Genomic DNA, 24,810 nt, shown 5'->3' on the forward strand with positions numbered 1-24,810 from the left:
GTGGGGGTGGATGGTTCGCGGTCCAGCCTCGCAGCGGCGGAGGCGGCGGCTCGAGAAGCGCGATGGCGGCGTGCTGAGCTTCGAGTCGTGTATGCCCTCTGGCCGGTGATCACGCCCGGGACCGTGCCGACTGCCGCGGCGCCCTTCGGCCCACCCGAGGGAGTGTTGCCGGACGAGGTCGAGAGCGCGCTGACCGAGGCGCTGCATCGTGCCGCCAGCGCGGCACCTCAGGTGGAGATCACCCATGACGTGGTGGCCGGCGAGGCGCTGACGGTGCTGGAGGTTCAGTCGCGTGATGCGGATCTGGTGGTCGTCGGATCCCGGGGCAGGGGAGGGTTCGTCGGGATGCTGCTGGGATCGACGGCGGTGTACCTGACTGCCCACGGCCACTGTCCGGTGATGGTGGTGCGCGGCGAACCGGACGCCGCCGGGCCGATCGTGCTGGGAGTCGACGGGTCGAGAGCCGGCGAGGAAGCGGTCGATTTCGCGTTCGCCGAGGCCGCGCTGAGGGGGGCTGAAATCGTCGCCCTGCACGCATGGACGCCGGACAATGCGCCCCTGCCGCTGGCTCCGCCGCAGTTGGCGGACGTGCCCCAGGCGGGCGCAGTCGCCGAGAACGAGGAACGTCTGCTGGCCCAGGCACTCGCGGGTCGTCAGGAGAAGTATCCGCAGGTCCCGGTCAAGCATGAACTGGTGCTCGGCGTGACCTACGAGGCGTTGATCGAGGCGAGCAGGACCGCCCAGCTCGTGGTCGTCGGGGCCAGGGGGCGGGGTGGCTTCACAGGGTTGCTCCTGGGATCGGTCAGCCAGGCACTGCTGCAACAGGCTCACTGCCCTGTCACCGTCGTCCGCGGCAAGGAGTGACGCGCTTTCACTCTGAATCGGCCCATCACCACGGGGAACGGGCCCATCGCCATGGGCCTGTGCCGCGGAGGCAGGCTGCGTAGGGAGCGGACGACGAGCGCCCGGGCAGGGATCGAGGCGTGCAGGGTCGGCAACGGCGCGAGTCTCGCTGCGGCGGGAGGGCCCCAGGAGGTGGCACGGGAGGCGGGGCCGCCGGCCGTGATCCAACCCAGCAGGGCGTACCGCTTTGCGTAACGGCTTCTGGGGTCTGCGGTTGCGCGTTGGTCACGTTGGACCGGTACACGAACCGGAACGCGTTTCGGCACGCCGCCCCTTCTTGTGCACTGCACCCCGAGTGCGGGTCCGTAGGGCGCTGCGCAGTCCCGGAGTTGGACATGTTGAGTGAAGGATCGCGGTTGCCTGTCGAGAACCGGTTCGCGTTGGGGCAGGCGTCGCCCCCCAGCTGCGCACTGCCAATTGAGGCGCGTCGCGCAACGGGTACTGCGCAACCCGTACCGGTCGCCTGCGGGAGACAGAACGCCCTTTGCGGCGCCGCCCAAACGCGTACCGGAAGGCTGGAGCGGCACGGCAAAACGCATACCAGTACCTGAGCGCTAGTTGCATCCTCTCGTTCGGGGCGGGTCCGTTCACGACTGGTGAGCATGGTCGGAGCGAGATGTCGTTGGAGATGGTGTGGACGGTGACTTTGGTGCCTTGAAGTGCTCTCCTCCCTTCGCAGGCTCAGGAAGGAGATTCCTGCCTACCTTGCGGCGGCGGGTTTGGCGCCACGGGTGCGCCTGACGACTGCCCTCCCGGCAGCCGGGATCGTCACGAGGCCGATCCGGTACAGGTGCAAGACGTTCCGGGCCGCGTTCCAGTCGGCATTCGCCGACCATCCGCAGTCCGGGTTCTTGCATACGAACGTGGCCTGGTCTTCCCGGCTGCCCGGCGTGATGAAACCGCACGCGGAGCAGCGCAGGGAGGTGTTCGGGGCGGGAACCTTGACCAGGGTGCCGCCGTTGCGGGCAGTTTTGTACGTCAGCATCGTCACGGTGCGACCCCACGCCTCCTGGCTGATGGAACGGTTCAGGCCGGACTTCTGCGCGACGTTCCTCCCCGGGTTCTCGATGGTTCCCTTGGCGGACTTGACCATGTTCGTGATCTGCAACTGCTCCACCACGACCGTGCCGTACTGCTCGGCGATGGCGGTGGCGGTCTTGTGCTGCCAGTCAGTGGCTCGGCGCGTGGCTCTTGCGCGGAGCTGCTTGATCTGGTCGTAGGTGGCGTGCAGCCGGTTCGAGCTGCGCTCTTTCGGCTTGCGGAAGGACTTGCGGTGCGCGGCCCGCTGTTCCAGGCGAAGCAGTTTGGCCTTCTCATCCGGGTTCAGCCACTTGTCCCGGTCGGCGGTGCCGTCCGGGAGTCGGGGCGGCCGGTCGTGGTCTTGGTGGCTGCCGTCGGACAGCGCGAGGGGCAGGTGCACCCCGGCGTCGATACCGACCTCGGGACCCTGGTGGGGCTCCGGCTTGGGCTCAAGGGTCTGGATACGGAAGGCGATGTGCCAGCCGAGCCCGTCTTTGACCAGCCGTGCCCCGGTGATCCGGTTCTCCTTGTTGGCGAGCTTGCCGACGGGGAGGTCCTTGGTCCAGCGGAACCGGACACGGCCCACCTTGGGGATGTTGACCATGCCCCACCGTCGGTGCACCCGCTTGATCTGCAGATCCCGGCCCTGCGGGATGTCCACCGACAATGCCGTGCGGAAGCGGGCCTTGAAGTTCGGCTCGTCCGCACGCCCGTCCCAGCAGTTCCGCCACGCCTGGAAGTACGTCTTGAGTACCGCCTGCGCGGCCTGCGCGGCCTGCGCGGGCAGCACCGCGTACCAGTCGATCTCCTTGCGGGCCTGCCGCAACGCCTGATCCATGCGCGTCAGAGCGCGCTGACACTTCGGCGTCATCCGCCACAGGTCGTGGAGCTGATTCCACATCGCGCGTGCCGCGTGCGCCTGGTCATCCATGAGCCGGACCTGTGCAGGCGTCAGCGCCAGCCGGGCGCGATGCCCCAACTGCCGCTTCTCCCACACGAGTTCGCCCATGACAATCACCCTACTACAGTTGGCTTATGTCACCACGATGGAACCCGAATCCTGACGTGCGCACCGGGCGCCACGTCGTCTACAACCTGCATGTCCACTTGGTTTTTGTTACCAAGTACCGGCGCAAGGCATTCACCGACGCCATGCTGACGCGCACCGAGGAGATCATGCGCGAGGTCTGCGCGGACTTCGAAGCCGAACTCAAGCAGTTCAACGGCGAACAGGATCACGTCCACCTGCTTGTGCACTACCCGCCCAAGGTCCAGCTCTCCAAACTGGTCAACTCCCTCAAGGGCGTCAGCTCCCGCAGGCTCCGCCAGGAACACAGCGCACACGTGCGCCGCTACCTGTGGGGCGGACACTTCTGGTCCGGCTCCTACTTCGCCGGATCCTGCGGCGGCGCACCGCTGACCGTCGTCAAGCAGTACATCGAGAACCAGCAGCGCCCCACCGGCTGAGGACAACACTGCGGACCCGTGCGAACGCGCGGGTCAGAGCAGCCCTGAGATGGCCTTCACCCCCGCCGTAAACGGCGGAGCACTGGCCAAGATCAAAGGTAGACCGGGACGTCCTGATGGCCCAGCTGTCCTGTGGGTCGACCAGGTTCTCGATGAGGGGAGACCCGTTCAGCCCTTCGCTGCCCGGTCTGTCCGATTGATCGGAGGTATTGAGGAGGATTCTCTGCCTTCGCTCTGGCGCTGCCCGGGCTGGCTCAGTAACCTCCCCTCCAGTTCACGTGGTCTACACCACGAGCCTCGGAGGTGGCCAAGTGCCGCGCAGGGCGAGTCAGTTGATAAGTGCGGCTGCGGCCGCACTCGCGGTCATCGCGGCGCTGTCGGTCCCCGGCGGTGCCTCCGCGGCAGCTCCTGCGGAGGTCGCTGCCGCCCCCGCTGTGGTACCGCCCCTGCAGAACTGGTCGGGCGGAAGCGGCCAGTTCACGCTCACCCGGTGGTCCCGGATCGTCGTTGACGGTGCGCCCGGCTCCCGGCTGGTCACCGACGCGCGTACGTTCGCCGACGACTTGGCCGCACTGGGCGCCCGGCGACTTCCGGTCGTCGCCGGTGGCGCGGCGCGCAAGGGCGACATCGAGGTCACCGCGCGGGACAACGTCGGTGAGGGGTTCGGAATCGACGTGACCCGGGACTCGGTCCGCCTCTCCGGTGATGGCCCGGCCGGTGCCTTCTATGCGGAGCAGTCGGTCGAGCAGATGCTGAAGACCTCCGATGACCACGCCTCGCTCCCGGTCGGCGCCACCCGAGACACCCCCGTGCAGCGGACCCGAGGCCTCATGATCGACACCGCTCGCACGTACTGGTCGGTGGAGTCGATCAAGCAGACGATCCGTCAGCTGGCGTGGACGAAGTTCAACACCCTGCACTGGCACCTGACCGACTCGGAGTTCTTCCGGCTCGACCTGCCCGGCTACGAGGGGCTCGCGGCGGCGCAGTCGTACACCCCCGCCGATCTCCGCGCCGTGCAGGACTACGCGGCCCGCTTTCACGTCACCGTGCTCCCGGAGTTCGACATCCCGGCGCATGCCACCGCAATGTCGAAGTACCGGCCGAGCCTGCGCTGGGACTGCGCGTCCATGAATGCGATCATCGACACCGCCCGGGTCGACCCCGGGTTCACCATCGACATCACCAAACCGCAGAACGTGGCCTGGCTCGACGGGCTCGCCGAGAAGATCGTGGACCTCTTCGACTCACCTGTCATCCACCTCGGAGGCGACGAGACACCACGCGCCGCCACGCAGGACAAGTGCCCCGAACTCGCCGCGTACGCGAAGGCGCAGGGCTACTCCCGGACCCAGGATGTCTTCCTCGCGTACGAGAACCACCTGAACGCGCTGCTCGCCCGGCACGGCAAGAAGATGCAGATCTGGGGCTGGTGGCCGCAGGCCGGGGGAGCGGGCTCGGTCACCGTCGACAAGGACATCCGCATCCAGGCGTGGCTGGGCGATGAGCAGACGTTCATCGACCAGGGCTACGACGTCGTGGTGAGCAACGAGTTCTCGCGCCTGTACGTCGTCCCCAAGGCCATGCCGGGCACGGCCAACGGCCAGTACATCCCGGACGACGACGCGCTCTACCGCACGTACGCCGTGAGCACCTCGGACCGGGTGCAGGGCCTTGAGATGGCGCAGTGGGGCGACCACCAGTACACGGCGCCGGAGGCGTACTCGCTGACGTATCTGCGGCGTCCGCTGCAGATCCTCGCCTCCACCGCGTGGGGCAGTCCGCGCAGGGCGGGCTATCTCGACTACGAGGCGATGGCCGACACCGTCGGGACCGCTCCAGGCGTCGCCGAGCCCACGGACCCCGACGCGCGGCCGGTGAGCGCCACGGCGTACGGGCCCGAGGGTGTGGCGAACGCCGCCGACGGCGACCCGACCACCGCGTTCGCCGCAGATACCGCGGGGGCGGCCGTCGGCCTCGACCTCGGGGAACACGGCGCGGTGCGCCCGGCCGCGGTGCGGCTGCTGCCCCGCAGTACATCGACAGCCGACCTCTCCTCGCTGGTCGGAGCCAGGATCGAGGGCTGCTCCGCCGGACCGGACAGCGGGTGCGCGACGCTGACGAGCGTGGAGTGGACGCCTACGCGCGATTGGCAGACGCTGCCCGTGGACACCGCGCACCCCTACCGGTGGGTGCGCCTCGTCGGCGCCGCGAAGGCCAAGCCGGTCCTGGCCGAACTGGAGGTTCTCGCCGCCCCTCAGGACGTACACGTCACGGTGAGAGCACCGCGCGACCTGTCGCAGGGCCACCGCAGCGTCGTCGAGGCCGAGGTGACGAACACGACAGGCCGGGCCCTTCCCCGAGTCGAGGTGCGCCTGACCGCGCAGCACACCCGCGACAACACTGCCCTGGCTCACATGATTCCGGCGCGGCACGTCACCGTACCGCCGCATCAGCGCCGCACCGTGCGGTTCACCGTCACGCGCGACGAGGCCGCGCACGCGGGCCCCTACCGTCTCGCGGCGACGGCCGACTTCGCCGTCGGCGAGGGCAGCCGAAGGGTGCGGGGCTCGGCGCTGTCAGCGCTGCCGCTGCGGGACCTGACCGAGGCCTACGACAACATCGGCATCACGCAGGACGGCAACCCGCAGCGCGGCGACATCGACGGTGCGCAGTCGAGCCTGTCCGCCGAGGGCCTCGCGGCGGCGGGCGTCGAGCGGGGCCGCACGGTCTCGGCTGACGGATTCGCCTTCGTCCTGCCGTCGCCGGATGCCACCGACCGGGACAACGCCGTGGCCGACGGTCAGTGCATCCCGCTTACCGGCCACGCGGCGCGTGTCGGTCTCCTGGTCACCGGAACGTACGGGACGTCCGCGGGAATCACCGGCAAGGTCACGCTCGCCTACGCCGACGGCACCACCGCCACCAGCGAGGTAACCGTGCCCGACTGGGGCGCCGCGACGGGTTCGGCCGCCGTGATCGCCGCCGACGCCGGAAGGGTCAACGGCAGCGGCCGTGCCCAGACCACCCGCCCGGCTCAGCTGTACGCCGTCCACGTCGACGCCGACCCGGCCAAGCGCCTCGTCTCCGTCACACTGCCCGCCGCGTCGGGACCTCTCGGCGCCAAGGCTCCGCTGATCCACGTGTTCGCCCTCGCCACCGACGACCGGCAAAGGACCTCCTGATGCGTCACCGCGCTGCCCGGCGTCGGCTACGCCCGCAAGGCGACGGACGGCGGGGATGTCCTGGTGGCTCGCCATGGCTTCGGCCCCGGCACCGCGGGTCGACTTCGACGGCGTACCCGCTGCACGGATCACCGTCCTGTCCAACGGTGTGCTCCACGCGGAACCACCGTCAGCCGCCGATCCGGTGCGGGTGACGGTGACCACGCACGCCGGCATTGCTACGGCCGTGCTGTCGTGACAGGCGCGCGGAATGTGTCCTGAAAGGGACGCCGGCCGATCCATCGATTCATGGGGCGAGGGCCGGATCTCCGCCCGCGTCTCGCAGGGCTCCAGAGCCGAAACCCAGGAGGACAGCATGCAGGACAACGGGATGTCACGCCGCAGCCTCATCCGTACCGTTGGCGCGGCCGGGGCCGTCGTCGCACTGCCGGGAACCCTTGCCTACGCCGCCGATCCTGCCGTCGCAGGCACCCGCCCGGCACTCGTCGACCCGGCGACCCCGCTCGACGCGCAACCACATGTCGGGCCCTTGGCGACACGGGCCGCGTCGACACTCGTCTTCAGCGACGAGTTCACCGGCACCAGCGTGGACACCAACAAGTGGAACGTCCTCGATGTCGACCGCGGCGACTACTGGTACAAGGCGTCCAACGTCCGGGTGACGAACAGTGCGCTCGCCATCGACATCAGCAACGTCGGCGACGGTACCTACGGCGGCGGTCGCATCGACAGCCAGGGCCAGTTCGACTTCACGTTCGGCACCATCGAGTACAGCATCCACATCCCCCCGACTCAGGGGCACTTGGCCGCCGCGTGGCTGCAGGCCGGCAATGGGGTGACCCCCGGTGGCGTGGTGGACGGCACAGCGCGGGACGGCGCCGAGATCGACATCATGGAGACCTTCAGCACCGGCAACCAGTACGGCGTTACCGTCCACTGGGACGGATACGGAGCCGACCACCAGCAGTCCGGCACCAACGTCAGCGCCCCCGGCCTGCACGACACCACCTGGTACCACACCGTCACCCTGGACTGGACATCCACTCGGATGACGTTCAGTTACGACGGCACCGTGGTCCGCACCGTCACCGACCCCAACCTGATCAGCCAGGTTCGAGAGTTTCCCATCGCGTCCCACGAGGTCATCCCGTACGCCCAGGGCAACATTGCGGACGCCCCGCTGGACTACACCTCCACCATGTATGTGGACTACATCCGCGTCTGGCAGTAGTCACTCAGCCGATGACGAAGTGAGTCAAGACGACTCGGTCACGAAGGAGGAAGCTTCGCCTCCGGCTCCGAACTCGGCGGTGACGAGGCCTGGTTGCGCACCTGGGAGGTGCTGGGCGAACTGGCCTGAGAGGCGACTGCACGACCACGCCACCTGGTCATTATCCTGTGCGGAGGGCTTCGGGGAGTTCCCTTCTGTCGAAGCGCTTCGACAGAGTTATGGACAGGTGGCCGCCGATCCCCATAGGGTCGACAGGTCGAACGGGCACGGGTAACGCGTGCCCGTCGAAGCGCTTCACTTCGGCGTCCCCTCGTCACGGCTCAGGAGAACGACATGGTCACGCTCGCAGAGGTCGCCCGGCACGCCGGAGTCTCCGCCAGCACCGTGAGTTACGTCCTCAGCGGCAAGCGGTCCATCTCCGCGGCCACCCGCGAGCGCGTCGAGAACAGCGTCCGCAAGCTGGGGTACCACCCGAACGCGGGCGCCCGGGCGCTGGCCAGCAGCAGGTCGAACATCATCGCCCTGATGGTGCCGCTGCGCACCGACATGTACGTGCCGGTGATGATGGAGATCGCGATGGCCGTCGCCACCGCCGCCCGCACCCACGGCTACGACATCCTGTTGCTCACCGGCGAGGAGGGCGCCGAGGCAGTGCGCCGTATAGAAGGCAGCGCGCTCGCCGACGCCATGATCGTGATGGACGTCGAGCTGGACGACGAGAGGCTGCCGCTGCTGCGTGCCGCGAACCGGCCCGCCGTCCTCATCGGTCTGCCGTCCGACACCGCCGGACTGAATTGCGTGGACCTCGACTTCGCCGCCGCCGGGGCAGTGTGCGCCGAGCACCTCGCCGGCCTCGGGCACCGGGAGATCGCCGTCATCGGCGAGGCCGCCGCCGTGTACGAGCGGCACACCGGATTCGCCGAGCGGACCCTGACGGGCCTGCGGGCACGCAGCGCCGAGCTGGGCCTGCGGCTGCTCCACCGCCCTTGCGAAGGCAGCTACGCCTCGGTCTCGGCGACGTTGTCGCGGGTCTTCGACGAGCGCCCCGGCACGACCGCGTTCGTCGTGCAGAACGAGGCGGCCACGGACCCGCTGCTCGCCCTGCTTCGCCAGTCGGGTCGCGCCGTCCCCGAGGACGTCTCCGTCGTCGCTGTCTGCCCCGAGCAGGTCGCCGCGCACGCGTCGGTGCCGCTCACCTCGGTCGCGGTGCCCGCGCAGGAGATGGGGCGGCGCGCCGTGGAGCAGGTCATCGCGAAGATCGAGGGGCGCGGCTCGGACGAGGAAGTCGTGCTGCTGGCACCGGAGTTGACGGTGCGCGAGAGCGCGGCCCAGGCGCCCGCCGGAGCCTGAGCCGCGCGTCCCTCGGCGTGCGGGATCAGCTGCTGGAGACCTTGAAGCTGTCGGTGGTGAAGTCCAGACCGCCGGCCGACGACGTGATCTCGTAGCCGAACTGCACGTCACCGATGGTCTCGTCGCCCCACCAGCCCTTGGTGTCCTTGATCCACTTGAGGATCGGCAGGATGTCCACCGTGCCGGACGTCGAGTCCGAGGTGCGCAGGAACGAGTAGACCTCGTTGGCCCCGTTGTTGCCCTTGTAGACGGTCCAGGTGTGCCCGCCGAGCGTGACGTTGCCCTGCGAGGTGCCGAGCGGCCCGACGGCACCGTTGTAGTTGACCCAGAGCATGACCTCGTAGTCGTAGTCGCTGTCCCAGATGTCGTACGACGTGTTGTACGCGCCCGACGACGGCACCGTCACGTTGTAGCTGCTGGTGAGGGAAGAGAGCGAACTGATCGGCTTGTTCACGACCTTCTTCGCGTTCGGGTAGGACTTGATGCCGCCCGTGTTCAGGTGGTCGGCCCAAACGCCCCAGTTCGACGAGGAGTTGGCCCAGATCGTCTGTGCACCCGCGCCCGAGCCCCAGATGTTGTTGTAGAGGGTGTAGCCGTCCGAGGTGGTGTAGTTGCCCCACTGGTCGGAGGAGGACCAGATCGCCGCCTGTGCGGGGGAGGTGGCGAGGGCGAGCAGTGCGCCGCCCGCGAGGACGGAGCCGAGGAGCGTGCGGCGGCGCAGGGAGTGTCTTGCGGTGGGTGCCATGGTGTCCCTTCCATGGTCGGAGGAGCCCGGTGGGGCCCCGGTGGGGGGAACTACCGCGTCATCAAGGTGAGTTCGCGGTCCTCGCCCGCGGTCAGGCGCAGCCGCCCGTCACCGCCGGCCGGGGTTTTGAGGTTGATGTGCGCGTCGCGCTCCGGGCGCAGGACGGCCGTGCAGCTGCTGCCCACCCACGTCAGGTCGACGCGGGCGCCGAACCGAGTGCGCAGGCCGCGCACGGCGCCGCGTCGCCAGGCCGGCGGCAGCGCGGGCAGGAGTACGAGCCGGTCTGGCGTGGACTGCACGAGCGCCTCGGTGAGCAGGACCGGCAAGGTGTGCGCGGCGTCGGCGTTGTAGACGTCGCGGTCCGGGTAGTGCGAGCTCATCAGGGAGTGGTGGAAGTAGTCGCCGGTCAGGACCTGGCGCAGCGCCGCGGCCACCCGGTGAGGGTCGCGCAGTCGGGCCGCGATCAGGGCATGGTGCAGATGGCCGTGCGCCGAGTGGTTCTCGGCGCCGCGCAGTTCGAGCGCGCGGTGCGCCGCCTTCGCCAGCTCCGGGGTGTCGTAGGGGGTGATGTCGTGGTGCGGCCACACCGGGTAGAGGTGGCTGAGGTGCCGGTGGTCGTAGGCGTCATCCAGGCCGGGCCAGGCCCATTCGGCAAGCGCGCCGTCGGAGTTGATCCGGTAGTCGGGCAGCCGGTCCGCGAGCGCGTTCCAGCGGTCGCCGTCCGGTCCCGGGTGCCAGGTGGCGGCGGTGCGCAGGGCGTGCCGGGCCGCCGCGACGTCCATGGTGGCGTTGAGGGTGCCCCAGCTCGCGTTCGCGGGCCGGTTCTCCGGCGAGTACGACGGCACGACCACGAGGCGGCCGTCCGGTCCGGTGCGGGTGAGGAAGTCCTCGTAGAACAGGGCGAGTTCGGTGAGGGCGGCGGCCAGCCACGCGGGACGCACCCCGGTCGTCTCGGCCTGCTCGACGAGCGGGGTGAGCAGCCAGTCGGCGCCTGCCGTCCACAGGTGCATCGGCCACTCCCGCTGGAAGTGGTACGTGTGCCCCGACTCGCCGTCGGTGTGTGCGGGCGCGACGATTCCCCGCGCCCCGAAGATCTCCCGCGCGTTGTCCCGCCAGTCACCCAACTGCCCTTGAATCAGGGCACCTTGCGCCTGGGTCACCTCGGGCAGGTCACAGGCCGCCGCGGACGCCGTCTGGAGATTGAGGTTGGCGTCCGTGGTGAACGCCCCAGACCAAGCCGTGCCCCACTCGCCGGTCCACAGCCCGGTGAGCCGTGGCGGCAGCGCGCCGGACGCGCTCAGCAGGTGGTAGCGGCCCGCCGCGAACAGCCGCTCCAGCAGGGCCGGGCTGTCGACCCGTTCGAGCAACTCCGAGCCGGGCAGGCCACGTTCGGAGCGTGGCGCGTCGAGGGTGAACGTGACCCGTTCATAAGCGGCGCGGTGCGGGGTCTCGTGCCGGGCGAGCAAGGTCTCGTAGGTCTCCTCCAGGTCCGGGCCCGCCAGTGAGGCGAGCGCCGCCGCCTGGGCGCCCGCGTCGAGCTCCCCGAGATGCCGCCGCACCCGCGTGAGCAGCAGCAGCCCATCCGCGCCCTCGATGCGTAGCCCCGTGGTGCCCACCGAGCGCCGCCCGCCGCGCACCAGCGCGACCGTCACCCCGGTGTACGCCAGATCGCTGTCCGGATAGCGGCAGCGCAGCGTCAACTGGGCTCCCTGGGGCGTCAGGACGACGCTGCGGCCGACCCCGAGCCCACCCGGCACACCGGCGAGGCGGGGGTCCAGGGACACATCGCCGTCGAGCCCGGACCCGGTGACGTACTGCACGACGACATCGTCGGCCCGCGACACGAACACCCGCCCGCGCCACCCGCTGCACTGCGCCTCGGCCACCCCCGTCGCGAAGGCGACCGCGCGCCGGTAGCCGCGCCACACCACGCTGTCCCGCAGGAACCGCACCTGGAACGCAGGATGGAACGCCTGCACCCAGCGCAGCGCACGGCCGTCCGTGAACTGCTCGGCCGCCGTGACGTCGCCTGCCAGCAACCTGTCCTGGATGTGTGGGAGATGGGCGGCGATCGCGGGTGGCCGTGGGCGAGGTTCGCCGTCCGGGCGGACCAGCGTGTGATGGGTGACGGCCACCCGGTCGTCGTGCGGGTCGCCGAACACAAGAGCGCCGTGGGTGCCGTTGCCGCTGAGGAAGGCGTCCTCCCAGCGCGTGGCCGGCGCCCGCTCCCAGGTGCCGTGCGGATGGTCAGCCGGCACTGTGCCCCCGCGTCGTCGTCCCGGAAGCGAGAACCGCGACACCGAAGCGCCCGAGAGTCACCGAGCCGTCGTGCTCGGCTCCCGTCAGCAGATCCCGGTACGTCGTGTCGTCCGGCAATGCGACGGTCACCTCGCCCCGCCCATGGTGCAGCAGGAACAGAAGCTCGCCGCGGCGTACGGCCTCCACACCTGCGGGGAGGCCGGACAGTGGAGGCCGTACGCCCGCCTCGGCCGCCACGTCCTCGAGCAGTGAGCGCAGCGCCGGGGGTTCGGGAAGCGTCGACACGTACCGGGCCCGGCCGCGCCGCAGCACGGCCGGCAGCCCGTCGAGCTCGCCACCGCGGTACACGGCACTGACCTCCGTGCCGGGTTCGGCCGTCAGCTCCTCCGACCACAGAGTGCCGGTGAACTCCCCGCAGTCCACGGTCTCGTCGGGATCGAGCGGCCACCACTCGTGCACCGTCCGGATCCCGAACAGCGCGCGCAGCCGCGCGTCCATGCCGCCGGGCCGCACCCGGTCGTCCGCGTCGGCGACCCCGGTGAAGAACCCGGACACGAGCGTGCCACCGCCGCGTACGTAGGCCACGAGATTCTCGATCGCCGCGTCCGTGAGCAGGTACAGGTGCGGCACGACCACCAACTTGTAGGCGGACAGGTCGTGTTCGGGGTGCGCGAAGTCGGTGGCGAGATGTGCCTCCCACAGGGCACGGTGCCAGGACCGCACCACGTCCTCGTACGCGACGTGTGCCGACGGCCTGCCGTCCTGGCAGTCGGCCCACCAGGAATGCCAGTCGTGCAGCACGGCGACATCGGCGGCAATTCGTGTGCCCGGCACCTGCGATCCCAGCGCCGCCAGTTCCGCGCCGATCCGTTTCACCTCGGCGAACGCACGGCCCTCCTCGCCCGCGTGGCCGACCATCCCCGAGTGGAACTTCTCGGCGCCCTGCCGGGACTGCCGCCACTGGAAGTAGCAGACGGCGTCGGCGCCGCGCGCCACCGTCTGCAGCGACCAGAGCCGGTTGAGGCCGCGCGGCTTGGGGTGGTTCACGCCGCGCCAGTTGACCGGTCCCGCCGCCTGCTCCATCACCATCCAGGGGCCGCGTGCCTGGCTGCGCGTCATATCGCCGATCATCGCGTTGTACTGACCGCCCTGCGGGTCCCGCGGGTCCGGGTACACGTCGACCGACACCACGTCCTCCCGCTCCGCCCATGCCCACGCGTCCTGGCCGATCCAGAACGGCATGAAGTTGGTGGTGACCGGGACGCCGGCGGGGGAGTGCCGTCGGACGATGTCTCGCTCGGCCGTGTAGCACTCCAGCAGCGCGTCCGAGGTGAAGCGGCGGAAGTCGAGGACCTGCGCCGGATTGTGCAGGTACTGGGCGCGGCGCGGCGGGATCACATCCGCCCACATCTGCAGGTGCTGACTCCAAAAGGCCGTGCCCCAGGCCGCGTTGACGGCGTCGAGGGTGCCGTACTTCGCGCGGAGCCAGTCGCGGAAGGCGCGCGCCGCCTCGTCGCCGTAGTCGAACGTGCAGTACTCGTTGTTGATGTGCCACATCCGCAGGGCGGGGTGGTGGCCGTAGCGGATCGCTAGGTCCTCGGTGATCGCGGCGGCATGGCGGCGGTACGCGCTGGAGGAGTGCGCGAACTGCTGGCGTGAGCCCCACCACACGGTCTGCCCGTTCTCGTCGCGCGGCAGCGTCTCCGGGTGCATCCGCCCCAGCCACGGCGGCGGTGACGCGGTCGGCGTCGCCAGGACTACACCGATGCCGTGCGAGTGCATCAGGCCCATCAGCCGGTCCATCCAGCCGAACTCCCTTGCGCCCGGCGTCGGTTCGAGCTTCGCCCAGGAGAAGACGCCGAGTGTCACCGAGGTGACGCCGGCCTCCTTCATCAGCCGGACGTCGTCGGCCCATACCTCCTCGGGCCACTGCTCGGGGTTGTAGTCGCCGCCGTACAGCAGGCGGCCGTCGTGTGCGATGGTCACCCCTTCACCGCCCCCGTGAGCATGCCCTTCTTGAAGTGGCGCTGGACGAACGGCGAGGCGATGGCGACCGGGATCAGGGCGAGCACCATGACGGCCATCTGCAGCCCGAGCGCGGAGAGTTCCCCCGTGCGGACCGCTTGCTGCAGGCCGGTCGGTGCCTCGGTGTGTTTCTGGACCAGCTGGATGAGGACGTTCTGCAGCGGCATCATCTGCTGGTCGGTGAGGTAGATGGAGGCGTTGAACCAGGCGCTCCAGTACCCCACCGCGTAGAACAGGGAGATCACGGCGAGCACGGCCCGCGACAGCGGCATGATGATGGTGAGCAGGATGCGCAGGTCACTCGCTCCGTCGATGCGGGCGGACTCGGTGAGTTCGGGGGAGATCCCCATGAAGAACCCCCGCAGCACCAGGATGTTGAAGACGCTGACGGCACTCGGCAGGATCAGCGACAGATAGGTGTCCGTCAGGCCGAGCGACTGCACCAGCAGATACGTCGGGATGAGTCCCGCTCCGAAGAACATGGTCGCCATCAGGATCATGAGGATGACCCGGTGCCCGAGACTCCCCGGCCGCGACAGACCGTAGGCCGCGAGGACCGAGACCGTCATCGAGAACAGGGTGCCGACTACGGTGACGCCGAACGACACCATGAGGGCCCGGCTCACCTGCCCGCCGCCGAGCAGCTCCGTGTAGTTGACGAAAGTGATGCCCTCGGGGACGACGACGAGACCGCCGGCGCGGTCGATCACGGGCTTCGGGGAGAGGCTGGTGACGATCACGATCCACAGAGGGGCGAGCACCCCGAGGCAGCACAGGGCGAGGAAGCCGCCCTTCATGGTGAGCCCGGTCCTGCTCGGCGCCTCTTCCCACGCGGGGCGAGGCGGTGCCTGCAAGCTGCGGATCAGCTGCGTGTTGAGGCTCATTTCTGGTACACCCCCTGCTCACCGAGCAGATGAGCGAACTTGTTCGCACCGAGCACCAGACAGATGCCGATGACCCCCTTGATCAGCCCGACCGCGGCCGCGTAACTGAAGTCGCCGAACTGGATACCGACGTTCCACACGTAGGTGTCGAGGACCTCGCTGGCCCCGCGGCCGACCGCGTCGCGCTGGAGCAAGAACTGCTCGAAGCCGACGGAGAGCGCGTCGCCCACCCGCAGGACCAGGAGAAGCGCGATCACCGGGCGCAGCGCGGGCAGCGTCACGTGCCACATGCGGCGCAGGCGCCCCGCGCCGTCCATGGCGGCGGCCTCGTACAGGTCGGTGGAGACGGCCGAGAGCGCGGCGAGGAACACGATGATCCCCCAGCCCGCGTCCTTCCACACGGACTGCGCGGTCACCAGGAACTTGAACAGGGACGCGTTCGTCATCAGGTCGAAGCCGCCCCAGCCGTGCTGCTCCATGGTCTGCGCGATGATGCCCGCGCCACCGAAGATCTGCTGGAAGACAGTGACGACGAGGACCCACGAGAAGAAGTGCGGCAGATACATGATCGCCTGCGCCACGGCCCGCACCCGGGGCCGGATCACGCTGTTGATGAGCAGTGCGAGGGCGATGGGGATCGGGAAGAACAGCACCAGTTGGAGCAGGAACAGCACGATGGTGTTCTTCACCGCGGTCCAGAACTCCGGGTCGTCGAGCATGCGGGAGAACTGCTCGATGCCGACCCAGGGGCTGTGGAAGATCGCGGTGATGCCGTTGCTGGAGGCGTACGGGTCGTAGTCCTGGAAGGCGACCACGTTGCCGAGCAGCGGTACGTAGTTGAAGAGCAGGAGCAGTCCGATGGCGGGCAGCGTCATCAGGATGAGCGCGCGGTCGCGGCGCAGCCGGACCCGCCACGGGACCTTGCCGGCGGCACGCTTCTCGGGAACCGCCGTCGGGGCGAGGGCGGCCGCCGGTTCCTCGACGGCCGCCGCGGGACGTGTCCCGTCGGGCCTGCTCCCGGCCGTGAGAGACATCAGTTGCCGCTGCCGTTCTTTTCGATGAGCTTCTTGTACCAGTCGCGCAGCTTCTCGCCGCCGCCCGACTTCCAGGTGGAGATGGCCTGCTGCAGGTCGGACAGCTTCTTGTTGCCGCGTACGTAGTCGATCTCCAGCTGCTCGAACGGCGAAGCTAGGTTCGCGTAGCGGGACGGTTCGACGATGTTCATGCCGTACGTGGAGGTCTTCTTCGTGAACGCGCCCATCCGCTGCTCCCACTCCACCTGCTTGCGGGTGACGTCGGGGAGGTCGGGGTGTGCCAGGTAGGGGGCGGGGGCGGCGAGCATCACCCAGGCGTTGATGGCCTCCTGGTTGCCCTGGTCCGTCTTGACGGGCAGGCCGTCCTTGACCGTGTAGTGGGTGCCCTCGACGCCGTAGTCGACGAGCATCCGCTCCTTCGTGCCGTAGGGCGCCGCCGCGAAGTTGGCGGCGGCCAGCGCGTTCTCGACCGTGGTCTTGGAGGCGCCCTTGCGGATGAACGACCAGATGGTGGCGGGCTGGCTCGCGTACAGCGTCGGGTCGCCGCCGTCGGCACCGAAGATGTCGATGGCCTCGCAGACGAAGTCCGGGTTGGCCTTGGCCTGTTCGGCGCTCTTCACGTACCAGTGGGAGATGTCGTTGTTGTAGACGAGGACCTGGCCTGCGGTGAAGCGCTGGCCGGCGTCGCCCGTGCGGGCCTTGTCGTCGGGGTGCACGACGCCCGCGCCGAACAGCTTGCGGGTCCACTCCAGCGCTTCCAGGTATTCGGGCTGCTCGATGCGGTACGTCAGCTTGCCGTCGTCCCCGATGTTCCAGCCGAGCGGACCCGAGGCGCGGACGCCGAAGATGTTGAAGGCGGTCCAGGACATGTCGCCGCAGGCATAGACCTTGGACTTGGCGCTCGTGGCGTCCTTGGCCCAACTGGTGAACTCATCGGGCGACTTGGGGACGTCGTAGCCCTTCTTGTCGAAGATGTCCTTGCGGTAGTAGGGCACGATGAAGGTCGCCGTGGCGGACGGCATCGGGATGCCCCGCAGGTTGCCTCCGAAGATGCTCATGCGCCAGGAGTCCGAGGGGATCGCGGCGAGATTCGGGTACTTCTTGACCTTGTCGCCCGCCAGGTAGGGGCCGAGGTCCATGAACTTCGCCGCGACCGCGTTCGGGATCTTGCCGGTCAGCTCCCAGCTCGGCACCACCACCATGTCGGGTATGGAGCTGCTCGCGAGGACGGCGCCGAGCTTCTCGCCGTAGGTGTTGCCGTCCTGGTTCTGCCAGGTGACCTTCGTGCCCGCCGCCGTGTCGACCGCCTTGTAGTAGGCGCAGTCGCCCTTCGGAGCCGTGCCCCAGAGCGGAGACATGATCTTGATGGGCGTGCCGGTGCCGAGCCTGTCCGGCGCCGAGGTGGCCAGCGCCGACAGGGCCACCTTCCCGGTGTAGCCGGAAGCCGAGCCGTTCTTCGACGGCACGTCGGGCCTGGCGAACTTGCTGGCGACAAAAGTCGGCAGCAACTTGTCGGCGGCCTTCCCGGAGGTGGTGCCTTCCCGGTCCTTGTTCTCCGACCCGCCGCAGGCGGCGAGCAGCGGCATCCCGCCGGCCACCGCTGCGGCGGCCACGGCGGTGGAGGCGAGGAAACTTCTCCGGCTGGGAGCGGAGGCGGAGGGCGAGTTCGGCGTCATTGCGGTAACCCTTCGGGGAACGCGTCGCGCATTTGTCGAAGCGCTTCGATGTTGCAGCGAGGCTAAGGGAGCGCTTCCACGGTCACAAGAGCGGTGCACGGAATTCCTGAACGTGCTTTCCCTGTCGGCTACTTGACACCTGCCAACCTGAGTACGGAGCATCGAAGCGCTTCGAAGATTCACTGACCTCTTTCGCCAAGGGACCCGCACGTGACCGAAAGACTCCCGCTCCCCCCGGACGGGGCACCGCCCACGGACAAGCGCGTCGACGACCTGCTGTCCCGGCTGACGCTCGACGAACGCATCGCGCTGCTGCACCAGTTCACGCCGGGTGTCGAACGGGTCGGCCTCGCCGCGTTCCGCACCGGGCAGGAGGCACTGCACGGCGTCGCGTGGATGGGCCCGGCCACCGTGTTCCCGCAGTCCGTCGGGCTCGGCGCGACCTGGAACGACGACCTGGTGCGGCGGATCGGCGACGCCGTCTCCGCCGAGGTGCGCGCGATGCGCGAGCGCGACGACCGGATCGGCCTCAATGTCTGGGCGCCCACGGTCAACCTCCTCCGCCACCCGCTGTGGGGCCGGAACGAGGAGGGCTACTCCGAGGACCCGCACCTCACCGCGGCCATCGCCACCGCCTACACGCGCGGCCTGCGCGGCACCCACCCCACGTACTGGCGCACCGCCCCCGTCCTCAAGCACTGGCTCGCCCACAACAACGAGACGCTCAGGGACACGTCGAACTCCTCCGTCCGCCCCCGCGTCCTGCACGAGTACGACCTCAAGGCCTTCCGCGCCCCCGTCGAGGCGGGCGCCGTCGCCGGAGTCATGCCCGCCTACAACCTGGTCAACGGCCGGCCCAACCACGTATCGCCCTATCTGCGCGAGCAGTTGCGGACCTGGACCGACCAGGAACTCCTCGTGTGCTCGGACGCCGGCGCGCCCAGCAACCTCGTCGACTCCGAGCACTACTTCGACACCCACGAGGAGGCCACCGCCGCCGCCCTCGTCGCGGGCGTCGACAGCTTCACCGACCACGGGACCGACTCCTCGACGATCACCGGGCGGATCCGCCGCGCCCTCGACCAGGGCCTGATCTCCGAGTCGGACATCGACACCGCCGTGCGCCGACAGCTCGATGTGCGGCTGCGCCTGGGTGAGTTCGAGGACCGCGACCCCCTCGAAGGCGCCGGGGCCTTCGACTCGGAGGAACACCGCGCCCTCGCGCAGGAGGCAGCCGAGCAGGCGGTCGTGCTGCTCAAGAACGACGATCTGCTGCCGCTGCCCGACACCGCCCACATCGCCCTGGTCGGCCTGCTCGCCGACGAGTGCAAGACGGACTGGTACAGCGGCACCCTCATCCACCGCTCCACCCCGCTCGACGGCCTCCGCGAGCGGTTCGGCACGGAGCACGTCACCTTCACGGAGGGCGCGGACCGGGTGCGGCTGCGGTGCGACGCCGGATGGCTGTACGTGCCCGAGAACGACGCCGACGCGAGCGTGCGCGGGGTCGAGGGCGCCCTCGACCCGGCCCTCCTCGCCGGCCGCACCGACCTGCCGCCGCTCACCACCGCCACCGAATCGGGCACCGAACTCGCCCTCGTCGACTGGGGGAACGACGTCCTCACCCTGCGCGCACCCGACGGCCGCTACCTGTCCGTCGCCGAGGACGGCTTCGTGCGGGCGTCCGCCGAGCAGCCCGGCGGCTGGGTCGTCCAGGAGACGTACACCCTGGAACGGCACGGAAACGCTCACCTCCTGAGGCACACGGGCACGGGCCGGTACGTCGCTGTCGCCGCCGACGGCGTGCAGGTTGCCGAGCAGGGCACGGTTTTCGACGTGGAGTACGTGGAGCGCGGCGCGGACGCCGTGGCCCGGGCAGCCGCCGATGCCGACGTGGTGATCGTCGTCGCGGGCAACGACCCGCACATCAACGGCCGCGAGACCGAGGACCGCACGACGCTCGCCCTCCCCGACCACCAGGACCGGCTGTGGCGAGCGGCCCGCGCCGCCAACCCGAACACCGCCCTGGCCGTGATCGGCGCTTACCCCTACGCCGTGCCCGACGCGGACACCGAACTCCCCGCCCTGCTGTGGACCGCCCATGGCGGACAGGCCGCGGGGCACGCCCTCGCCCGGGTCCTCGCTGGCGACGTCAGCCCCGCCGGACGCCTCCCGCAGACCTGGTACGCCGGCGACAGCGACCTGCCCGACCTGCTCGACTACGACGTCATCGGCTCCCGCCAGACCTACCTCTACTTCGAGGGCACACCGCTCTACCCCTTCGGACACGGCCTGTCCTACGCCTCGTTCGACTACGACGGACTCTTCGTGCACCGCGGCGCGGACACCCTTGAGTGCACCTTCACCGTCACCAACACCGCCACCACCCCGGCCGACGACGTCCCGCAGCTGTACGTCCGCCCGCTCGACATGCCTGCGCCGCGCCCGCGCCGCCAGCTCCTCGCGCACCGCCGCATCGCCCTCGCGTCGGGGGCGTCGCAACGCGTCACCTTCTCCGTGCCTGTCGCCGACCTCGGCCACTGGGACGTCGCCCGCGGCCGCTGGAGCGTCACCTCGGGCGCGTACGAACTGCTCGTCGGCGCCTCCAGCGAGGACATCCGCCTCACCACGCGCCTGACCCTCGACGGCGACGAGCCCGCGCCTCGGCCTGTGCTCGTCGACGGCCTGGACGCCGCGTCGTACGACGAACAGCGCGGCACGGCGATCGTCGACCGCACGAAGACGTCCGGCGACGCCGTCACCGCGACCGGGCCCGACGCCGAACTCCTCTACAGCGGCTGCGACCTGGGCGCCAACGGAGTCCGCGCAGTGCGCCTGACGGTCGCGGGCTCGGGCACCGTCGCGATCGGGGACGGCGGCACGGTCACCGTCCCGGAAACCGGTGGCCCGTACAGCTACGTCACGCTGGACGCCGATTTCACCGCCCGCGGAGTATGTGACCTGCGCGTGCGGCTCGGCGGCGAGGTCCGTCTGGCCCGGCTCACCTTCATCCCACGGGGGACCACCGTATGAAGTTCACCGACGGTTTCTGGCTGATGCGCGAAGGGGTCCATGCCGCGTACGCCACCGAGGTCCGCCAGATCGTGGCCGCCGAGGACCGGTTCACCGCGTACGCCGCCGTCCGGCACGTCCGTGACCGCGGCGACACCCTCAACCAGCCTCTGATCACCATCGACTGCTTCGCCCCCGCCGAGGGCGTCATCGGCGTCCGCTTCACCCACCACGCGGGCAAGCGGCACCGGGGCCCCGACTTCGAGCTGCTGCCCTCCGAAGGCAGCGCCGGCGCACAGGTGACCCGTGAGGGCACGGTCGCCGAGCTGAAGACGGGCCCGCTCACCGTCCGCCTGGACACGGCAGGGGAGTGGGGCCTGGAATTCCTCGACTCCTCAACAGGACGCCGACTGACGGCTGTTGAACACAAGGGCACCGCCTTCGCTACCACGCCCGACGGCTCCCACCACATGGTCGCCCAGCTCGCGCTCGGCGTCGGAGAGCACATCTACGGCCTCGGGGAACGCTTCACCCCGTTCGTCAAGAACGGCCAGACGGTGGACATCTGGCAGGCCGACGGCGGCACCAGCAGCGAACAGGCCTACAAGAACGTCCCGTTCCACCTCTCCTCGCGCGGCTACGGCGTCCTCGTCAATCACCCGGGTAAGGTCGGCTACGAGATCGGCACGGAGTCCGTCGGCCAGCTCCAGTTCAGCGTCGAGGACCAATCGATCGAGTTCTACGTCGTCGCGGGCCCGACCCCGAAAGACGTGCTGCGCCGCTACACCGCGCTCACCGGCCGCCCCGCCCTCCCGCCGGCCTGGTCGTTCGGCCTGTGGCTCACCACCTCCTTCTGCACCGAGTACGACGAGGAGACGGTCACGTCGTTCGTCGACGGCATGGCCGAGCGCGACATCCCGCTCACCGTCTTCCACTTCGACTGCTTCTGGATGCGCGAGTACCAGTGGTCCGACTTCACCTGGGACCCGGACGTCTTCCCCGACCCGGTCGGCATGCTGCGCCGCCTCAAGGCGCGCGGCCTGCGCATCAGCATGTGGATCAACCCGTACATCGCCCAGAAGTCCCCACTCTTCGACGAGGGACTGGCGTCGGGCTATCTGGTCCGCAAGCCGAACGGCGACGTCTGGCAGTGGGACCTGTGGCAGCCCGGCATGGCACTCGTCGACTTCACCAACCCGGGCGCGCGCGACTGGTACGCGGGCAAGCTGCGCGGCCTGGTCGACATGGGCGTCGACAGCTTCAAGACGGACTTCGGCGAGCGCGTCCCGACCGACGTCGTCTGGCACGACGGCTCCGACCCCGAGCGCATGCACAACTACTACGCGCACCTCTACAACCGCACCGTCTTCGAGCTGTTGGAGAAGGAGCGCGGCAGCGGAGAGGCGGTCGTCTTCGCCCGCTCGGCGACGGCCGGCGGCCAGCAGTTCCCGGTGCACTGGGGCGGTGACTGCTTCGCCTCGTTCACGGCGATGGCGGAGTCGCTGCGTGGCGGCCTCTCCCTGTCCCTGTCGGGCTTCGGCTTCTGGTCACACGACATCGGCGGCTTCGAGGGCACCCCCGACCCGGCCGTCTTCAAGCGCTGGCTCGCCTTCGGCCTGCTCTCCTCGCACAGCCGCCTGCACGGCAATGTCTCGTACCGCGTGCCATGGGCATTCGGCGAGGAAGCGGTGGACGTGGCACGGAAGTTCACGCGCCTCAAGCACCGCCTCATGCCGTACCTGTACGGGGCGGCGGTCGAGGCGCACCGCACCGGCGTCCCCGTGATGCGTCCGATGCTCCTCGACTTCCCGGACGACCCCACGTGCCGGGTGCTTGACCGCCAGTACATGCTCGGCCCCGACCTGCTCGTCGCGCCGGTGTTCTCGGCGGACGGCGACGTCGAGTTCTATCTGCCCGAGGGCACGTGGACGCGGCTGCTGACGGGGGAGCGGGTCGAGGGCGGGCGCTGGCTGCGCGAGACCCACGGCTTCGACAGCCTGCCGCTGTTCGTCCGTCCCGGCGCGGTCGTCCCGCTCGGCGCGGACGACCGGCGCCCCGACGGCGACTGGATCGACGGCGTCACCCTGCTCGTCGCGCCGGGCGCGCAGGACGTGACCGTGACGGTGCCGGACCACGACGGGAGCCCCGCCGCCGCGTACAGGGTGCGCCGGGACACCGTCGACGGGGCGGTCACGGTGGAGGTGGCGGGAACGGAACTCCCGTACCAGGTAGGGGAGTTGTAGCCCGTTCGACGTGCTTGGTCAGGAGACGGCGGTGCCCGTCACCGTGTCTCCCGACCGCGTCACCTGGTACGTGGCGGTGGCGCCGCTCCAGAAATGGAAGGTGAGAGTCACAGGCACACCGTCCTTGAGGGAGTTCAGGAAGTCGGCGGTGAGCCTGAGCGTGCCGCCGTCGTAGTCCGGGGCGAACGCGGTGCCGAACTGCTGGTACGAAGTCCAGTCGGCCGGACCCGCGTTGGTGCCGTCGGCGTATTCGGCCTCCATGGTCGCCAAGGAGTCGCCCCGGAACTGGGCCGGGGCCGCGAAGGAGCCGGTCGTCCCCGTCGCGTCCGTGAGGAGCGGCGGGTCATACGTCGTCACGTCGATCCGCCACGGCACCCTGGACGAGAACCGGGCCTGAAGCGTCGCGTTCACCCCGTACGCGCGGTCCCCCGTCAGCCGCGTCAGAGCGGCCGCCGTCAGCGTGAGCCGGTCACGGGACACGGTGTAGTCGACGCCCCGGTCGAGCTTCGTGCCGCCCTGCCAAAGCCCCATGAACGACGTGCCGTTGAGGTTCAGGGTGAGTGACTGGTCCGTGACCGGGTCGGCCTTGCGGACGTACACCTTGTCGGACGAAGCGGTACCCGAGCGCGTCGTCCAGCTCGATTTGATGAGTGCGAAGAGGGCGGGGTCGCGCCATCGCAGCGTCTCGCGGTTCAGCAGCGAGAACGGGTCCCACAGCGCGGTGGTGACGCCGTTGACGCGGGCTGTGTGACCGAGCGCCTCGAAGTACTTCAGGGCCTCGCCACGCTCGACGTAGTCCTGATGCGTGTGGTCCGGGTAGCTCAGGAGCCCGTACTCGCCGAGGTACACCGGAATGCCCTTGGCGACGAACGTGTCGTGCATCCGCGCGAAGGTGTCGGTCATGTCCTGCTGGACGGTGGCGTCGAAGCGGGTGTAGCCGGCGATGTTCACGCTGAACGGCCAGAAGCTGTAGTAGTGCACGGTCGCGACCAAGTTGGGGTCGTCGAGCCCGTCGATGGTGGCTGCCAGGTCGTCCATGAGGGTCTGGTCCGGGGTGGCGCCGACGGTGGGCAGGACGAGGAGGCGCTGCGCGTTCGCGCCGCCCGACGCGCGCACGATGCTGTGGAACGAGGTGTTGAGCTCGTCGACCAGCTCCATCTTCCGGGCGTCGTCGGCGTTGTCGAAGGCCGGTTCGTTGATGCTCTCGAAGAGCAACGTGCGCGGTTCGTCCTTGAATGCGGTGGCGATCTGCTGCCAGGTCGCGTGGTAGCGGGCGAGCACCTGGTCGTGGTCGGTGGCCATCTTGTTGATCCACTGCCAGGAGTCGTGGTGCACGTTCAGCACGACGCGCAGACCGTCCGCCTGCGCCCAGTCGACCACCTGCCGAACCCGGTTCAGGAACGCGGCGTCGATCGTGTAAGGCGCCTGTGCCGACTGGTGGTTGCCCCAGGTGACGGGGATGCGCACGCTGCGGAAACCCTGGCTCTTGACGGTGTCGAAGAGCGCCTTGGTGACCGGCGGGTTGCCCCAGGACGTCTCATCGGGGATGGCGTCGAGGGTGTTGCCCAGATTCCAGCTGGGTTGCATGGCGGCGACGGTGTCCATGGCGGAGGCGGTCGCGGCAGGAGCGGGGCGGGCGGCCGCCACGGCCCCGGTCCGGGAGGTGCCGACGGTGGCGAGTAAGGCCAGGAAGAGGCCCGCCACCCGTCCGACGCGGCGTCTGCGGCTCCGTGCTCGTCTCATACGGGGTCCCTTTCAGCGGCTGAGTTCAGTGGT

The 24,810-nt window shown here is 69.5% G+C and carries 16 protein-coding genes; 8 read left to right on the forward strand and 8 right to left on the reverse strand.

Annotation, left to right across the window (positions count from 1 at the left end):
• Window positions 1-6 precede the first annotated feature (6 nt).
• Window positions 7-864: a universal stress protein gene (locus OG574_RS44940; RefSeq protein ID WP_326778818.1), complete on the forward strand. Its 858-nt coding sequence runs from the start codon at window positions 7-9 to the stop codon at window positions 862-864.
• A gap of 739 nt (window positions 865-1,603) precedes the next feature.
• Here OG574_RS44940 and OG574_RS44945 read toward each other — a convergent pair.
• Window positions 1,604-2,932 carry an RNA-guided endonuclease InsQ/TnpB family protein gene (locus OG574_RS44945; protein WP_326777966.1) on the reverse strand — a complete coding sequence of 443 codons (1,329 nt, stop codon included), beginning with the start codon at window positions 2,930-2,932 and terminating at the stop codon, window positions 1,604-1,606.
• A 26-nt stretch (window positions 2,933-2,958) separates the two neighbouring features.
• On the opposite strand from OG574_RS44945, the gene tnpA reads away from it, so the two are divergent.
• The 5 genes from tnpA to OG574_RS44970 all read left to right on the forward strand — a co-directional run bounded on the left by tnpA (window position 2,959) and on the right by OG574_RS44970 (window position 9,156).
• Complete coding sequence (gene tnpA / locus OG574_RS44950) at window positions 2,959-3,390, forward strand: IS200/IS605 family transposase (RefSeq protein WP_326777967.1); 432 nt, start codon at window positions 2,959-2,961, stop codon at window positions 3,388-3,390.
• Between the two features lie 311 nt (window positions 3,391-3,701).
• The gene (locus tag OG574_RS44955) at window positions 3,702-6,575 is read left to right on the forward strand and encodes a family 20 glycosylhydrolase (protein WP_326777968.1); all 2,874 of its coding nucleotides are present in this window, start codon (window positions 3,702-3,704) and stop codon (window positions 6,573-6,575) included.
• Between the two features lie 73 nt (window positions 6,576-6,648).
• A complete protein-coding gene (locus OG574_RS44960; RefSeq protein ID WP_326777969.1) occupies window positions 6,649-6,813 on the forward strand; it encodes a hypothetical protein in 165 nt (54 codons plus the stop codon).
• Window positions 6,814-6,930: 117 nt separating this feature from the next.
• A complete protein-coding gene (locus tag OG574_RS44965; protein WP_326777970.1) occupies window positions 6,931-7,806 on the forward strand; it encodes a glycoside hydrolase family 16 protein in 876 nt (291 codons plus the stop codon).
• Window positions 7,807-8,139: 333 nt separating this feature from the next.
• Window positions 8,140-9,156, forward strand: a complete 1,017-nt coding sequence (locus OG574_RS44970) for a LacI family DNA-binding transcriptional regulator (RefSeq protein WP_326777971.1) — start codon at window positions 8,140-8,142, stop codon at window positions 9,154-9,156.
• Between the two features lie 25 nt (window positions 9,157-9,181).
• Here OG574_RS44970 and OG574_RS44975 read toward each other — a convergent pair whose 3' ends face one another.
• Genes OG574_RS44975 through OG574_RS45000 form a run of 6 tightly spaced genes read right to left on the reverse strand, consistent with a single transcriptional unit; the run spans window position 9,182 to window position 17,779 of the window.
• A complete protein-coding gene (locus OG574_RS44975) occupies window positions 9,182-9,901 on the reverse strand; it encodes a glycoside hydrolase family 12 protein (RefSeq protein WP_326777972.1) in 720 nt (239 codons plus the stop codon).
• A gap of 50 nt (window positions 9,902-9,951) precedes the next feature.
• Window positions 9,952-12,159 (reverse strand): glycosyl hydrolase family 95 catalytic domain-containing protein, encoded by a 2,208-nt coding sequence (locus OG574_RS44980; protein WP_326777973.1) that lies wholly within the window; start codon window positions 12,157-12,159, stop codon window positions 9,952-9,954.
• A complete protein-coding gene (locus OG574_RS44985) occupies window positions 12,149-14,146 on the reverse strand; it encodes a beta-galactosidase (protein WP_326777974.1) in 1,998 nt (665 codons plus the stop codon). The genes OG574_RS44980 and OG574_RS44985 overlap by 11 nt, the downstream gene beginning before the upstream one ends.
• A complete protein-coding gene (locus OG574_RS44990; protein WP_326777975.1) occupies window positions 14,143-15,069 on the reverse strand; it encodes a carbohydrate ABC transporter permease in 927 nt (308 codons plus the stop codon). The genes OG574_RS44985 and OG574_RS44990 overlap by 4 nt, the downstream gene beginning before the upstream one ends.
• Complete coding sequence (locus OG574_RS44995; RefSeq protein ID WP_326777976.1) at window positions 15,066-16,103, reverse strand: ABC transporter permease; 1,038 nt, start codon at window positions 16,101-16,103, stop codon at window positions 15,066-15,068. Before OG574_RS44995 ends, OG574_RS44990 begins: the two co-directional genes overlap by 4 nt.
• Entirely contained in the window at window positions 16,103-17,779 is a 1,677-nt protein-coding gene (locus tag OG574_RS45000; RefSeq protein ID WP_326777977.1) for an extracellular solute-binding protein, read from the reverse strand. Before OG574_RS45000 ends, OG574_RS44995 begins: the two co-directional genes overlap by 1 nt.
• A 210-nt stretch (window positions 17,780-17,989) precedes the next feature.
• Here OG574_RS45000 and OG574_RS45005 point away from each other — a divergent pair, with 210 nt between their 5' ends.
• Entirely contained in the window at window positions 17,990-20,812 is a 2,823-nt protein-coding gene (locus OG574_RS45005; protein WP_326777978.1) for a glycoside hydrolase family 3 C-terminal domain-containing protein, read from the forward strand.
• The gene (yicI, locus tag OG574_RS45010) at window positions 20,809-23,034 is read left to right on the forward strand and encodes an alpha-xylosidase (RefSeq protein WP_326777979.1); all 2,226 of its coding nucleotides are present in this window, start codon (window positions 20,809-20,811) and stop codon (window positions 23,032-23,034) included. The genes OG574_RS45005 and yicI overlap by 4 nt, the downstream gene beginning before the upstream one ends.
• Before the next feature lie 18 nt (window positions 23,035-23,052).
• On the opposite strand, the gene OG574_RS45015 is transcribed toward yicI, so the two are convergent.
• On the reverse strand, window positions 23,053-24,777 hold the full coding sequence (locus OG574_RS45015) for a cellulase family glycosylhydrolase (RefSeq protein ID WP_326777980.1): 1,725 nt from the start codon (window positions 24,775-24,777) through the stop codon (window positions 23,053-23,055).
• Window positions 24,778-24,810 lie beyond the last annotated feature (33 nt).

It is taken from the genome of Streptomyces sp. NBC_01445 (assembly GCF_035918235.1).
In the GTDB taxonomy this organism is placed as follows: domain Bacteria; phylum Actinomycetota; class Actinomycetes; order Streptomycetales; family Streptomycetaceae; genus Streptomyces.